Annotated in this window: 13 protein-coding genes; 8 read left to right on the top strand and 5 right to left on the bottom strand. The window is 43.5% G+C overall.

Annotation, left to right across the window (positions count from 1 at the left end):
- Nucleotide 1 precedes the first annotated feature (1 nt).
- On the top strand, nt 2–1483 hold the full coding sequence (locus GGD38_RS26185) for a hypothetical protein (protein ID WP_375296641.1): 1482 nt from the start codon (nt 2–4) through the stop codon (nt 1481–1483).
- Nucleotides 1484–1486: 3 nt separating this feature from the next.
- Here GGD38_RS26185 and GGD38_RS26190 read toward each other — a convergent pair whose 3' ends face one another.
- Nucleotides 1487–1984, bottom strand: a complete 498-nt coding sequence (locus tag GGD38_RS26190; RefSeq protein ID WP_375296640.1) for a DUF922 domain-containing protein — start codon at nt 1982–1984, stop codon at nt 1487–1489.
- Between the two features lie 258 nt (nt 1985–2242).
- Entirely contained in the window at nt 2243–3847 is a 1605-nt protein-coding gene (gene pckA, locus GGD38_RS26195; protein ID WP_375296639.1) for a phosphoenolpyruvate carboxykinase (ATP), read from the bottom strand.
- 324 nt (nt 3848–4171) lie between these two features.
- On the opposite strand from pckA, the gene GGD38_RS26200 reads away from it, so the two are divergent.
- The 6 genes from GGD38_RS26200 (at nt 4172) to GGD38_RS26225 (ending at nt 10197) form a co-directional block, all read left to right on the top strand.
- Nucleotides 4172–5464 carry an aminopeptidase P N-terminal domain-containing protein gene (locus tag GGD38_RS26200; RefSeq protein WP_375296638.1) on the top strand — a complete coding sequence of 431 codons (1293 nt, stop codon included), beginning with the start codon at nt 4172–4174 and terminating at the stop codon, nt 5462–5464.
- A gap of 40 nt (nt 5465–5504) precedes the next feature.
- Nucleotides 5505–6269, top strand: a complete 765-nt coding sequence (locus tag GGD38_RS26205; RefSeq protein WP_375296637.1) for a CDP-alcohol phosphatidyltransferase family protein — start codon at nt 5505–5507, stop codon at nt 6267–6269.
- Nucleotides 6266–6511 carry a phosphoribosylformylglycinamidine synthase subunit PurS gene (gene purS, locus GGD38_RS26210; protein ID WP_132553955.1) on the top strand — a complete coding sequence of 82 codons (246 nt, stop codon included), beginning with the start codon at nt 6266–6268 and terminating at the stop codon, nt 6509–6511. Before GGD38_RS26205 ends, purS begins: the two co-directional genes overlap by 4 nt.
- A 103-nt stretch (nt 6512–6614) precedes the next feature.
- Nucleotides 6615–7280: a 16S rRNA (cytidine(1402)-2'-O)-methyltransferase gene (gene rsmI / locus GGD38_RS26215; protein ID WP_375296636.1), complete on the top strand. Its 666-nt coding sequence runs from the start codon at nt 6615–6617 to the stop codon at nt 7278–7280.
- A 227-nt stretch (nt 7281–7507) separates the two neighbouring features.
- The gene (locus tag GGD38_RS26220; protein ID WP_375296635.1) at nt 7508–7963 is read left to right on the top strand and encodes a PepSY-like domain-containing protein; all 456 of its coding nucleotides are present in this window, start codon (nt 7508–7510) and stop codon (nt 7961–7963) included.
- Between the two features lie 212 nt (nt 7964–8175).
- Nucleotides 8176–10197: a M1 family metallopeptidase gene (locus GGD38_RS26225; RefSeq protein WP_375296634.1), complete on the top strand. Its 2022-nt coding sequence runs from the start codon at nt 8176–8178 to the stop codon at nt 10195–10197.
- A 212-nt stretch (nt 10198–10409) separates the two neighbouring features.
- Here the strand turns inward: GGD38_RS26225 and GGD38_RS26230 are convergent, their stop codons facing one another.
- The 3 genes from GGD38_RS26230 to GGD38_RS26240 form a co-directional block, all read right to left on the bottom strand.
- Nucleotides 10410–11054 carry a response regulator gene (locus GGD38_RS26230; protein WP_375296633.1) on the bottom strand — a complete coding sequence of 215 codons (645 nt, stop codon included), beginning with the start codon at nt 11052–11054 and terminating at the stop codon, nt 10410–10412.
- 258 nt (nt 11055–11312) lie between these two features.
- A complete protein-coding gene (gene rsmG, locus GGD38_RS26235) occupies nt 11313–11963 on the bottom strand; it encodes a 16S rRNA (guanine(527)-N(7))-methyltransferase RsmG (RefSeq protein ID WP_375296632.1) in 651 nt (216 codons plus the stop codon).
- Entirely contained in the window at nt 11933–13072 is a 1140-nt protein-coding gene (locus GGD38_RS26240; protein WP_375296631.1) for a glycosyltransferase, read from the bottom strand. Before GGD38_RS26240 ends, rsmG begins: the two co-directional genes overlap by 31 nt.
- Nucleotides 13073–13393: 321 nt before the next feature.
- Here GGD38_RS26240 and tgt point away from each other — a divergent pair, with 321 nt between their 5' ends.
- A complete protein-coding gene (gene tgt, locus GGD38_RS26245; protein ID WP_375296630.1) occupies nt 13394–14533 on the top strand; it encodes a tRNA guanosine(34) transglycosylase Tgt in 1140 nt (379 codons plus the stop codon).
- Nucleotides 14534–14551 lie beyond the last annotated feature (18 nt).

The following is a 14551-nucleotide window of genomic DNA, read 5'->3' on the forward strand; positions in this document are numbered from 1 at the left end:
TATGCAAAAGCTCCAAAATTTACTTAAAGCACCGCTACACTTTCAGTGGCTGATACTTTTCTTTGTATTACATGGATACAATGAATTTTTTGGACTAATAAAAGTATCGTCCCTGGTATTGTTAATACTACAGTATAGCGCTGTGGCCTGGGTGTTGTATTACGCTAGCCGTAAAATGTACAAAGATGGCTGCAAAGGCGCGCTGCTGGCGACCGTATTGTGTTTTTGCTTTTTATTCTTTGGCGCCATACAGGATGAACTGGCAAGCCATAGTGCACTTTATTCCTGGTCGTTGTTCACAAGGCTCATACCTGCTATCGGCCTGTTATCGTTATTGGTGTTTGCAGGGCTGTTTTTTTATAAAAAACCGTTGTTTAGGTTTACCCGTTTTTTAAACGCGTTGTTGTTACTGCTTATAATGTTTGAAATGGTTTTGCTGGCATGGCAGGCTGCTACTGCTAAACCTGGTAATTCATCTGTGCCGGTCCCTGTTGTACAACCACTGGCCGATACTGCAGCAAAGCCGGATGTTTATTTGGTGTTACTGGATGAATACCTGGGAACTGCGGGGCTGAAAGAATACTATCATTACAATAATGAAACTTTTGAATCGTATTTAAAACAGAAAGGTTTTTATGTTTGCACGAAGCCGTCGAGCAATTACTCTTATACCATTTACTCAATGGCTTCGCTGTTGAATATGACCTATCTCGACTCTACGGTGGTTAACTTCAAACGGCAGCGCGATACATATAAGAACCTGGCTAACATGATTGACCATAATGCTGCCAGTTTTTATTTCAAACGGTTCAATTACAGCATTCAAAATTTATCGCCATTTGTAGTGGATGGCATTGATACCAGTACTTCGGTGCCCATAGTGCCACGGGGCATAGAACTTATCACTTCACGGGCATTGTACATACGGGTTTTAAGAAGAATAATTTTTGGTGAACCACAGGATAAACTGAATATAGGTGGGGTTTCGGCCTGGCTAAATAAAGGGCTGGCCAATACCCATGAGCGCCAAATGCAAAATGTGTTGTCATCTGCCGGCAGGCATTCGCCTTCTTTTACCTATTTACACCTGGTAATGCCGCATAAACCTTATATATACGACAGCACCGGCAAGGTGCCCGATGTTTATAAAACTGTAAGTGATCATAGATTGGCGGGCAACGATAAATTATACCTGCAATACCTGGTATATGCTAACAAACGCATCACCCGTTTTCTTGAGGAGTTGTTTGCCGCTACACAAGGCAAGGCCGTAATTATGGTCATGAGTGATCATGGTAACCGCGATGCACATAATATGCCTGGCAGGGATTTTTCATTTCAGAACTTTAACGCAGTTTACCTGCCCAACCGCGATTATCATTTGTGGTACGATAGTGTAAGTAATGTAAACCAGTTCCCGCTGTTGTTCAATACACTTTTCGGTCAGCAAATTCAGTTAAAGGCCGACAGTACTCATTTTTAACTATTATTTCAACTGCTGGTAATTGGCGAAGGCTTCCAGGCCTTTGAGGTCGCTGGCTATCTTTTTCAGCCATTCTTCCTGGTTGGGCCTGTTGCGTGAGTAATCGGTTTCCTGATCGTACTGGATTTGCGTTTGCCGGTGTTGCTTCATGGCATTTTCGTACAGCTGATTTATATCATTGCTGGCCGTTTTGGCATTAAAGCGGTAAGCTTTCATTTGTTTGTTAAGCTTGCGGGCGTATATTTCTGCAATATCAAAATGGCCTTGTTCATGCGCCAGCACGTCGTTGGTCTTTACTCGTACCCACGAGCGGTTTTGGTCGAAACTGCATTTTATTGAATACTGAAATCCATCGTCATTGTAACCAAACTCAATATTGATATTACTGCTGGTAAGTGCTGCGTTGGTAGAATGCGGATCGGGATCACCCTTAAAATCGCTCCAGCTAAGCCGTCGTGAAGCGTTCCAGGGGATCAGGTTGTTCGTTTGTATAACGGACATACATACGAGAAGTAATGAAAAAAATACCTTGCTCATAATTGGAGGTCCTTAAACACAACAGCAACTTAAATTAAATCGTTGGAAACATTTCCCTAAATTTTTCGGAAATCAACAGAACCATGTACAAAATTAAAAGGTTGTCCCATGTTATGAGACAACCCTTTCTATGGCAAAGTAATCGTTGAGACCGAAATGCTTTTTGTTCAAAAAGCGTTCTAATTTCAATAAAATATTTGAAAGAAGAACAAAAAAGGCAAACTAAATTTTTGGAGCTGCTGCCAGTACTTCCGGCGTAACCCCCGATGCATATTTTTCAAAATTGGTAATGAACTGTTTAGCCAGATTTTCGGCTGCCTTATCGTATGCTTCTTTATCGGCCCAGGTATTTCGTGGGTCCAATATCGGTGAAGGTACGCCGGGGCAACTGGTAGGTATGGCCATACCAAATACCGGGTGGGTTTCATATTCCACCTTTTCAAGCTGGCCATTCAGTGCTGCACTGATCATGGCGCGGGTATACGACAATTTCATTCTGCTGCCCGTGCCGTAAGCGCCGCCCGTCCAACCGGTATTTATCAACCATACATTAGCGTTGTGCTTTTTCAGTTTTTCGCCCAGCATACTGGCATAAAAGCCCGGGTGCAGGGGTAAAAAGGGAGCACCAAAGCAGGCACTGAAAGTTGATTTAGGTTCGGTAACGCCGGCTTCGGTACCTGCTACTTTAGCTGTATAACCAGAAATAAACTGGTACATAGCCTGTTCGGGTGTAAGTTTTGAAACCGGAGGCAGAACGCCATAAGCATCGCAGGTAAGGAAAAAAATATTTTCCGGAATACCGCCAGTGGCTGGTTCTTTGGCATTACAGATATAATTCAACGGGTACGATACCCTGGTATTTTCCGTAATGGATTTATTAGTATAGTCAATATCAATTGTGCCGGGGTGGAACATGGTGTTCTCAACCAGTGCGCCACCGCGTATGGCGGCGTAAATGGCCGGTTCTTTTTCAGCGCTCAGATCAATACACTTGGCATAGCAGCCGCCTTCGAAGTTGAATACGCCCTGGTCTGTCCAGCCGTGTTCGTCGTCGCCAATAAGTTTACGGTTAGGATCGGCGCTCAAAGTGGTTTTGCCGGTTCCGCTAAGTCCAAAGAACAGGGCTGTATCGCCATCGTTACCTATGTTGGCCGAACAGTGCATGCTCAACACACCTTTGTCGTGCGGTAAAATATAATTGAGAATTGAGAAAATTCCTTTTTTGATCTCACCGGTGTAGGCGCTGCCGGCTATAAGAATGGTGCGGTGTTTAAAGCTTATTACAGCCGCATTATGTTGACGAACGCCACATTCCGTGGGGTCGAGCTTTAAGCTTGGTGCTGCCAGAATATGCCAGTCGGGCGTAAAATGGTCCAGCTCTTCCTCTTCGGGGCGAAGGAACATGTTATAGGCAAACAGGTTTGCCCAGGGGTTATCATTAATTACACGAATGTTTAGGCGGTAGCGTGGTTCGGCGCAGGCGTAAGAATCGCGGATCCATACTTCCGGCTGTACGTTCAGGTAATCAAGGATCTTTTTACGAATGCAATGGAAATATTTTTCATCCAAAGGAATGTTGAAGTCATTCCAGTGTACAGAGTTCTCAGTGATCTCGTCTTTTACGATGAATTTGTCTTTGGGGCTTCTACCGGTAAATTCTCCGGTTTTAACTACCAGAGCGCCGGTGTTATTCAGTTCACCCTGGTTTAAGCGTAAAGTATCCTGTACCAGTTCATCGGCTGATAATTGATAGTGTAACAGGTTGGTTGAGTGTAGGCCAAGCTCCTCAAGTCCTTTCGTTGGCAGTGCAAGTGTGGTTATTGACATACTAACATTCGTTTGTTTTACGGGTCAAAGATAATATTAAAAATTATCCATGCCAATGGCGGTATTTAATGCATTTTTGAATATATTCTAATGTAATGGGTAGTTTGTTGTTAATTATTTAACTAACATGTGTTAGGATAAAATCGCATTGATAGCTCAGGCGGTTTTACTGAATGGGTACTAAAAGCATGATTTATTTGTTAATTGATTGTGGTTATGTGGGTGATGAGAGGGGCGGGTTACGATTCTCCATTGTCAATTGCCGGGTGAACTTTATTTTTACCCCTTCAATTCAGTAACAAAAGCTCCATAAAAAATTATTACATGAAGTATCTGCCGCTCGATCCTGCCATTTTTATCCAGAACCGTAAGAATTTTGTGGCAAGGATGGATAAAAATGCTATCGCTATCTTCAACAGCAACGACGAACTGCCAAACAATGGCGATGCCCTGCATAAATTCAAACAAAACAGCGACCTGTATTGGTTAAGTGGAATTGATCAGGAAGATACCATGGTGATCCTGTTCCCCGGCAACCCCGATCCCAAGTTCAGAGAGGTGCTGGTGTTGGTTCGTCCTAATGAAATGAAAGAGAAATGGGATGGCAAACGCTTACGTGCAGAAGAAGCCAAAAAGATCAGTGGTATTTCAACCATTCTTTGGCTCGATAGCCTGGAAGGCGTTTTACAGGGGTGGATCCATTTGGCCGATACCATATATTTAAATACCAACGAAAACGATCGCAAGGGAAGTCTGGTGCCCGTACGCGATTACCGTTTTGCCGAAACCATGAGGCAGCGTTACCCTTTGCATCAGTATAAACGCAGCGCCCGTATTATGAAAGACCTGCGGGCAATTAAGTCGGCCCAGGAAGTTGTGGTAATGCAAAAAGCAATAGATATTACCCATGTTACGTTTGAACGCTTGCTTAAATTCATAAAGCCCGGCGTAATGGAGTATGAGATAGAGGCCGAAATATGGCATTCTTTCTTATCGCAACGCGCTACCGGCCCGGCTTACGGCAGTATTATTGCGAGTGGCGACAACGCCCGCATTCTGCATTATGTAAATAATAACCAGGAATGTAAAGATGGCGACCTGGTACTTATGGATTTTGGCGCCGAGTATGGCGGTTATTGTGCCGATTTAACCCGTACGGTACCGGTGAATGGCAGGTTCACAAAACGCCAGCGTGAGGTATACGACACCTGTTTGAAACTGCATAACTATGCGAAAAGCATTTTGAAACCAGGTATTAGTATTGTTGATTACACCGATAAAGTAGGTGCAGAGGCTACCAAACTATTTGTGAAGCTGGGATTGTTAAGTCCATCGGATATAAAGAACGAAGACAAAGAGAACCGTGCGTACCGCAAGTATTTGTATCATGGTATTTCGCATCATTTAGGAATTGATGTGCATGACCTGGGAACGCGTACTGAGCCTATTAAGCCGGGCATGGTGTTTACCATTGAGCCGGGTATTTATATAGAAGAAGAGCAAATGGGTATACGTATTGAGAACAATGTGTGGATTACCAAAACCGGTAACAAAGACCTGATGGCTAAGATACCTATTACATCGGAGGAGATTGAAGCACACATGAAGCGTAAATAGTTAAATTGCACCTATTCATATTTACTAATTTTTCGAATTAATGAAGCATATTCCGAACCTGTTCACGTTGATCAATTTGTTCTTTGGTTGTATTGCGATCACATATATACTTCAGAACGGTATTATTATAGTTAATGATGAGCAGGGTACCCAGTTGTTAGAGATACCAGAAAAAATATGGCTGGGTTCATTGTTCATAGCACTGGCTGCAGTAGTTGATTTTTTAGATGGGTTTGTTGCCCGCCTCTTCGGCGCTACTTCTGCATTGGGTAAACAACTCGATAGCCTGGCCGATGCAGTAAGTTTTGGCGTGGCGCCCGGTATGATCGTTTACCAGTTTTTACGGTTAAGCTACTCATCGGAGCCCGATGGTGTTGAAGTGCCTGTTTTGATGTTGATGCCCGCCTTTATTATCTCTTGTGCGGCGGCCTTCAGGCTGGGTAAGTTTAACCTCGACGATTCGCAGCAATTCGGCTTTAAAGGAGTACCTACACCGGCTGTTGGATTGCTGATCGCTTCTTTCCCGCTTATTTATTGGTATTCAGAAAGCCCGGCGGCAGTGGAGTTGATGCATAATAAATGGCTTTGGTATGCCGTAATTGTCATCGTGAGCTATTTAATGGTAAGCAATTTGCCGTTGATGGCCCTGAAATTTAAAAATTTCTCAGTAAAAAGTAATTTACCCAAGCTTATTTTGCTGGTTGCAGCCATAATAGCGGGTATATTATTAAAATGGTTGGCTGTACCGGTTGTATTTATTCTTTACATCATCTTATCTTTGGCGTTCAAAAATAAAACCACATGACCTATACAGTTCAGGTGAAGGTAATGCCGTTAAAAGAATTGCTCGATCCGCAGGGAAAAGCCGTAATGGGTGGATTGCAAAATCTGGGATTAGGAAATATTCAGGATGTACGGGTAGGAAAGAACATCACCCTGCAGGTAGAAGCCAACACCCCTGATCAGGCAAAAGCTATTGCCGAAGAAGCCTCCAAGAAGTTACTCGCTAATCCAGTAATGGAATACTTTGAAGTTGTGGTTAATTAATTGAACCCCACAAACATCGGAACAAATTATGCAAATGTGCAAATGCCCTTAACTGAGGGCGTTTGCACATTTGCTATTAGCAAATTATCACGTTAGTTCCATTATGCTTTACATCGTTCCTACACCAATAGGCAATTTGCAGGACATTACCCTCAGGGCCCTGGAGGTGTTGAAGCAGGTTGATCTGATACTGGCCGAAGATACCCGCACATCGGGTAAATTGTTAAACCACTATCAAATATCAAAGCCGGTTACTTCCTACCATATGCATAATGAGCACCAGGTAGTGCCGCATCTTATCAACCAGCTGCGCGAAGGCAAAACAATGGCCATGATATCTGATGCCGGTACCCCCGGTATATCTGATGCTGCTTTTTTGCTGGTACGTGAATGCATAAAAGAGGGAATAAAAGTTGAATGTTTGCCCGGCGCCACTGCCTTTGTACCCGCATTGGTAAACAGCGGCCTCCCCATGAACCGCTTTACTTTCGAAGGTTTTCTGCCGCCCAAAAAAGGCCGGCAAACCATGTTGAAGAAACTGGCCGAAGAAGACCGTACCATGATCATTTATGAATCGCCCCACCGCCTCCTCAAAACCTTACAGGAGTTTGTTTTATACTTTGGCGCCGACCGCCAATGCAGTGTAAGCCGCGAGCTTAGTAAAATGTTTGAAGAAAATGCCCATGGTACTTTGCAGGAGTTAGTTGAACATTTTCAAAAGAAAGATGTTAAAGGTGAAATTGTAATTGTGCTGGCTGGTAAAGAATGAAGTAGGAAGTAAGAAATAAGAAGTAGGAAAAAGTTGCATTTGGCATGTAAACAATGTTTTTTACCTTATGGCTTCGTGCTTCATACATCATACGTCTTACTTCGGCTTGTTAATTGTTGAAATAGTGTATTAACAAAATGGCATGCAAAATTTCAACAACTTTAAGTTTTCTTTGTCAGGTCAGGGATTGAAATTTGTATTGTAACTCCCATAAACACGTAACAAGTATGAAAAAATTTGTTTATTACTGTCTGGCGCTTTGTTTAGCATTCTCTATATATGGTACCGCCAACGCGCAAATGCGTAAGATACCGGCAGAAGTTACCGAAGCGTTCAGAGGTAAATACCCCACCGCATTAAACGTTGAATGGCGCGATCGCCTCACCGGCTTTACCGCTGTATTTGATCAGGATAACATACACTACGAAGCAAAATTCACCAATAAAGGTTTCTGGCAAAGCACCGAGAACAAGATCACTGAAGCTGAGTTGCCTGCAGCTGTAAAGGATGGATTTCAAAAAAGTAAATACGCAGAAGAATGGACTATTGAAAAAGTATATAAAATAGCCCTGCGTGAAGACAAAACGCAATACCGCCTTGAAATAGAAAAGAACGATATACAGAAGAAGAACCTGTTGTTCGACCCCAGCGGTCGTTTGCTTAGCGACAAAATTACACTGTAAGCCAACAATCAATAACTTTCACATATATAAGGTCCCCGGTAGTTATGCTGCCGGGGATTATTGTTTTACAACCGCTTAGCATGTGCGCCATCACATTAAAAGCTCCTTAATACAAGGGAGGTATTAACCGGTTATAACTTATAACTATTTATCATTTTTCTTTTTTGCATACCTTACGCGCCTGAAAACTATTTTAATATAAAACCACAGAAATGATGCGTAATAAGATCTATACGCTGGGATTGTTTTCCCTGTTGACAGCTACAGTGTGGGCACAACCCGACAGGTGGCAGCAACGGGTAAAGTACACGATGGATGTTGCCATGAACGTGACCACTAACCGGTTTACCGGTAAACAAAGGCTTGAATACACCAATAATTCGCCCGATACACTTAAAAAAGTATTCTATCATTTATACTGGAATGCCTTTCAGCCCAACAGCATGATGGATAACCGCAGCCGCGTACTTGGCCAAAAGACCATCAATAAAAAGCAAGACTGGGATAGCCGCGTACGTGACCGTATTCAATACCTGAAAGAAGATGAGATTGGTTACCAAAAGATAATTTCTTTAAAGCTGAATGGCGCTGCCCAGAAGTACAATGTGCAGGAAACCATTCTTGAAGTGCCGCTTACTCAACCCATTCTGCCCCATGCAAAAGTGGTGTTCGATATGGAGTTTGAAGCCCAGGTGCCGCTGCAGATCCGCCGCAGTGGTCGCGATAACCCAACCACCGGTGTACGTTATTCAATGAGCCAGTGGTACCCTAAAATGTGTGAGTATGATTATGAAGGCTGGCATCCAACTCCCTATGTTGCCCGAGAGTTCTATGGTGTGTGGGGCGATTATGAAGTGAATATTACCATCGATAAGAACTATATGATTGGCGGAACCGGTTATTTGCAAAACCCAAATCAAATTGGTTTTGGTTACCAGGATGCCGGTGTTAGAATGGCTAAACCTGCCGGCCCAACCCTTACCTGGCGTTTTGTTGCTCCCAATGTACACGACTTTATGTGGGCTGCCGATCCTGAGTATACACATCTTACCCGCACTATTGCCGGCGGGCCGGTTATACATGTTATTTATAACAACGACGATGCTCATTTACGTAAAGTGTACGATGGGCTGGCTGCCGATAAAAAGAAGGACTTTGCTACTGCAGATGCTTATATAAAGGATTTTCATGAACAATGGAAACGGGTAGCAGATGCAGCCGTAATTGTTTTGCCATTTATTGAAAAGAAATTCGGTGCTTATCCATACAAGCAATATACGTTTATACATGGTGGCGATGGTGGTATGGAATACCCCATGGGCACGCTCATTGTAGGCCCCAGCATAAGCACAGCCATTCACGAATGGATGCACACCTGGTTTCAGATGATGCTGGGTACCAACGAATCGCTTTATCCGTGGATGGATGAAGGCTTTACCAGTTACGCTGCTTCACTGGTTACCAATTACTACCAAACAGTTACCAACAGCAAGGCTACCGAAAGCGAAGTAGGTACAGGGCCACGTAAGAAAGTGCTGGTTGATTCACTGGCCGGAAGCAATTCATTTGTTGGCAAAGCCAACCCACATGAAGATGCGTACGACAATTACTTTGGTCTTGTTGCCAGCAGGCTTGAAGAACCCCTCACTACCCATGCCGATCATTATGAAACCAATATAGCGTATGGCATTGCCTCGTATTCAAAAGGGGAGGTGTTTATGGAGCAGCTGGGTTATATTGTTGGCGCCCAGGTACGCGATAAAATATTGCTCGATTATTATAATCAATGGCGGTTTAAACATCCCAATGTAAATGATTTTATTCGGGTGGCTGAAAAGGCCAGCGATATGAAGCTCGACTGGTACCGCGAGTATTGGGTGAACACTACCAAAACCATCGATTATGGTATCGATAGCTTATGGGAAGAAAGCGGTAAAACAAAGATCAGGTTAAGAAGACTTGGCAATATGCCCATGCCAATAGATGTGTTGATAACATTTAAAGATGGCAGCAAGCTGATGGCTTATATACCGCAATACTCCATGTTTGGTGCCAAACCGGTTGAAGATGCTTCTATTCCGCGTAACGTTTATGAACCCTGGAAGTGGACACACCCGCAATATACATTTGAGTTCAACAAACGCCTTACCGACCTAAAGGTGATAGAAATTGACCCCTCTATGCGAATGGCCGATGTAGAAAGATCCAATAATAAACTGGAAATTCCCTGGTAAATATTTAAGCTCCTTTTTATATAAAACAAGAAGGCCTCCCGGTGCATCGGGAGGCCTTTGTCTAATAAGGTTATTGATAAACAGAGCACAGGATGGTAAAATGGCATGTAAGTATTTGATGTGACAACCTAACCTGGTGCAAAGCTAGCTACGTATTACAATTTACGCAATACTACTTTGTGGGTAATTTTGCTGTTGTTTTCTGCTTGCGCTTATCGGCCAAAGAATTTGTTTATGGCCTCAACGCGGTTATTAACATGTAATTTCTCGTATATATGATATACGTGTTTACGCACTGTTTCCTGACTGATAAATAAACTGGCGGCAATTTCTTTATACAGCATGCCCTTAGCCAGTAATTCAAGTATTTCTTTTTCGCGGTTCGATAAAACACTGAGTGTATTCTCTGTAGCTTGTTCGCCGGCTTTGTTTTGCTGAAAGGCAGCTACTACTTTGCGGGCTATCTGGCTGCTCATGGGCGCGCCGCCTTCCTGTAGTTCGCGTATGGCTTCCAGTAATTTATGCGGGGCTGTTTTTTTGAGAATGTAACCATTGGCGCCGGCGCTCAATGCCTCAAAGATCTTTTCATCGTCTTCATACACGGTACACATCATGAACAGGATATCTGGGTATTCTGCCTTGAGGTGCCTCACCACATCAATGCCACTTTCTCCTTCACCCAGGTTTATATCCATCAGCACAATCTGCGGTTTCAGATCGGGGATCTTAACCATCGCTTCCTCTGCCGATGAACAACTCCCCAATAACCGGTATCCTTCCGACATAGTAACGATCTGTTCCAATGCAGATCTTATATCTTTTGTATCATCTACGATACATACAGTAATATCCATCATGGTACAAAGTTCAGTTTTTTGCGGGAACGTAAAATACCACTTTGAGGTAGTTTTACTCACTGTAAATAAAAGTGCTTATTGTTACTGGTTGATAGCTTGATAGTTGTAGAATCCCGGTTTTCAGGTGCCTGTTACCAGGAATACAAAATGCATTTACCTGTTATTCATAATCAGCCTGGCGAAGCAAAAGCCCGGAAACCGGCACCTTGCACCCTGCAACCTGTAACAGCAACCTATATTCACAAAAGCTTCACTTACTCAGGAAGGAACATAAAGCATATACTTCTCCTTGAAATATTCTTCTGCAAATATTTCATAGATCTCCATCACACGCGGGCGGCAGCCGCTTTCGCTTATTTCTGCATGCAGGTCGCCACCTTTTAAGCAAATAAGTCCGGGTGGTTGGGTAGTGCTGCTGGGGTTTGGCTTTTTCAGTATAGGCTTCGACCATTTCCACAGATCTTTTAATGGCGCAACAGCTCTTGATACTACGAAGTCAAACTTCTTGTCTTTGATATCCTCTACGCGGGTATGGCGGGTAGTAACGTTTTTCAGTCCAAGCCCTTCGGCTACGGCATCCACTACTTTTAATTTCTTGCCAATACTATCAACCAGCAGGAATTTCACTTCGGGGAAAAAGATAGCGAGCGGTATACCCGGAAAGCCGCCACCCGTACCCAGGTCAACTACGTTTGACCCGGCCGGAAGCTCAAAAGCAGTTGCAATCGTTAATGAATGCAGCACATGCTTTTCATAAAGACCTTCCATGTCTTTACGCGAAATAACGTTGATCTTGCTGTTCCAGTCGTTATACAGTTCTTCCAATGCGGCAAACTGTTGCAACTGTGTGTCGGTAAAGTCACTGAAATACTTAGTTATCAGTGCCAGTTTTTGGTTGGCTTTCTCCATATTGAAGGAGCAAAGATGAAGTAATGTATGAACATCCAGATATCTAATATCCACCACCAGTAAAAAAGATCTTTTTCATTCATCCTTTTCATGGCGTTGTAGTATACAATTGCCTGCCACAGGAAACGTATTCCAAATACGCCCAGGGTTAAGCGCCAGTCGAAGAAGACCAGGCATAACACAAACAGCGGGTACAGTAAAAAGTGAGAGGTTGAATATAATCCCAGCAGGAACTTATGAACTGGTTTATAGAATTTTCCGGTACTATAGTGGCGGTTCTTTTGGCGTATCCAATCGCCAAACCGGCGTTTGGGTTCCGACAAAGTGAACGCTTCGGGATCGAGCACCACATTTACATTGTGTTTGGTGGCTACCTGGTTAATGAACAGGTCGTCGTCGCCACTGGCTACGTGGTTAATAGAAGAAAAACCTTTTTTGCGAAAGAACAATTCCCGCTTATACGACAGGTTTCTTCCCACACCCATATACGGTAAACCGGCCAGGGCGTATGACATATATTGTAATGCTGAATGGAATGTTTCAAAGCGAATGAGTTTGTTAAGAATGCCGGGCTTTTTGTTATAAGCGCCGTAGCCTAATACGATCTCAACTCCATCGTGATATGCGTCCTGCATTTTCTGTAACCAAAACTCCGATGCAGGTACACAATCGGCATCGGTAAGCAATAATATTTCGTGTTTGGCTTCTTTAATACCTATTGAAAGAGGATATTTTTTACCGGGAATGCCCAGTGCTTCCTGCTCAAGATTAATTGCCTGCAGGTTCTTCCATGTTTTTTTAAATTCATCGAGCAGGTAACGGGTTTCATCCTGGCTATTGTGGTTTACTACAATAACCTCATGCGTGGAAGGGTAATTTTGCACCAGTACACCGGGCAAATATTTGGTAAGATTGTTTGCTTCATCACGAGCGCACACAATGATACTCACTGCATGGGTTTGTGATTTCTCTTTTTTTTCTTCTTTATAAAACGCTACTCTTCTGAAAAACGCTATATAATAAATTAACTGGATCAATGTAACCAGACAAAAAACAGAAAACAGGATCCAAGGCCACCAGGTTATGAAAAACGTTTGTATCTCGCCCATAAAAGCAATTAATTTAGGCACGGTTCCGTGAAGGTTTTGCACGAAAATATGATAAACTAATGAGTTTTTAATTTGAAGTTGTACCCACCTGAATCAACAATCATAGAGATAAATGTATCTATGTATCAATGATGAAACAGTTACCGGTTTCCGGTTCCATGTTTCCGGGATTTATGTGCAGCATGCTGAAATTATTTCGGTACTCCGCGTTTCGGGCCCTGGCGACCGGTAACCGGAAACCGGTACCTGCAACTTGCCATCTGTACAGGGTGTAATAAAGCGGATGCAACCTATTATCTTTGCACCCCAATTAAACAAACAATGGCCGCATTACAATTTACTTTACAACATACCGATGATCAGTCAAAAGCCAGGGCCGGACATATTGTCACCGATCATGGTGAAATTGCCACGCCCATCTTTATGCCTGTAGGTACTGTAGGAAGTGTAAAGGCGGTGAGTCAACAGCAGCTGAAAGAAGAAATAAATGCCTCCATCATTTTAGGCAATACCTATCATTTATACCTGCGCCCCGGCACCGAGATACTTCAAAAGGCAGGTGGTTTACACCGTTTTAAAGGGTGGGACAGGCCCATTCTTACCGATAGCGGCGGTTATCAGGTATTTTCACTGGCAGGCACCCGCAAACTCACCGAGGACGGTGCGTTATTTCAATCGCACATCGACGGTTCGCGCCATATGTTCACGCCGGAAGCGGTGATGGATATTCAACGTTCAATTGGCGCCGATATCATTATGGCATTTGACGAATGCCCGCCATACCCCAGCGATTACAAGTATGCCGAAAAGTCAATGCACCTTACGCATCGCTGGCTCGACCGTTGCTTTAAACGTTTTAACGAAACGCCCGATAAATACGGTTATACGCAAAACCTGTTTCCCATTGTACAGGGCAGTACCTATACCGACCTGCGCAAGGCAAGCTGCGAATACATAGCCTCAAAAGAAGCTACTGGTAATGCCATTGGCGGGTTAAGCGTTGGCGAACCCGAAAACATGTTATATGACCTGTGCGGTCTTTGTTGCGATAACCTGCCGGTAAACAAACCCCGTTATTTAATGGGGGTGGGTACTCCCTGGAACATTCTGGAGTGCATTTCCCTGGGAGTAGATATGTTCGATTGCGTAATGCCTACCCGCAATGGCCGCAATGCCATGCTGTTCACTTCTCAGGGCGTTATTAATATTGATAATAAGAAGTGGGAGAGCGATTTTTCGCCCATCGATGATGGAATTGATGCGCACATCAGCAATCATTATAACAAAGCCTACTTACGCCACCTGGTAAAGTCAAAAGAGATACTGGGACTTACCATCGCCAGCGTACATAACCTCGCATTTTATTTATGGCTTGTTCGCCAGGCGCGGGAGCATATTATAAAGGGCGATTTTTTGAGCTGGAAGAATGAAATGGTGCCGAGGTTGCAAACGAGATTGTAGGGCGTAAAACGTGAAACG

The organism is Niastella sp. OAS944 (assembly GCA_024809215.1).
Taxonomy (GTDB): domain Bacteria; phylum Bacteroidota; class Bacteroidia; order Chitinophagales; family Chitinophagaceae; genus Niastella.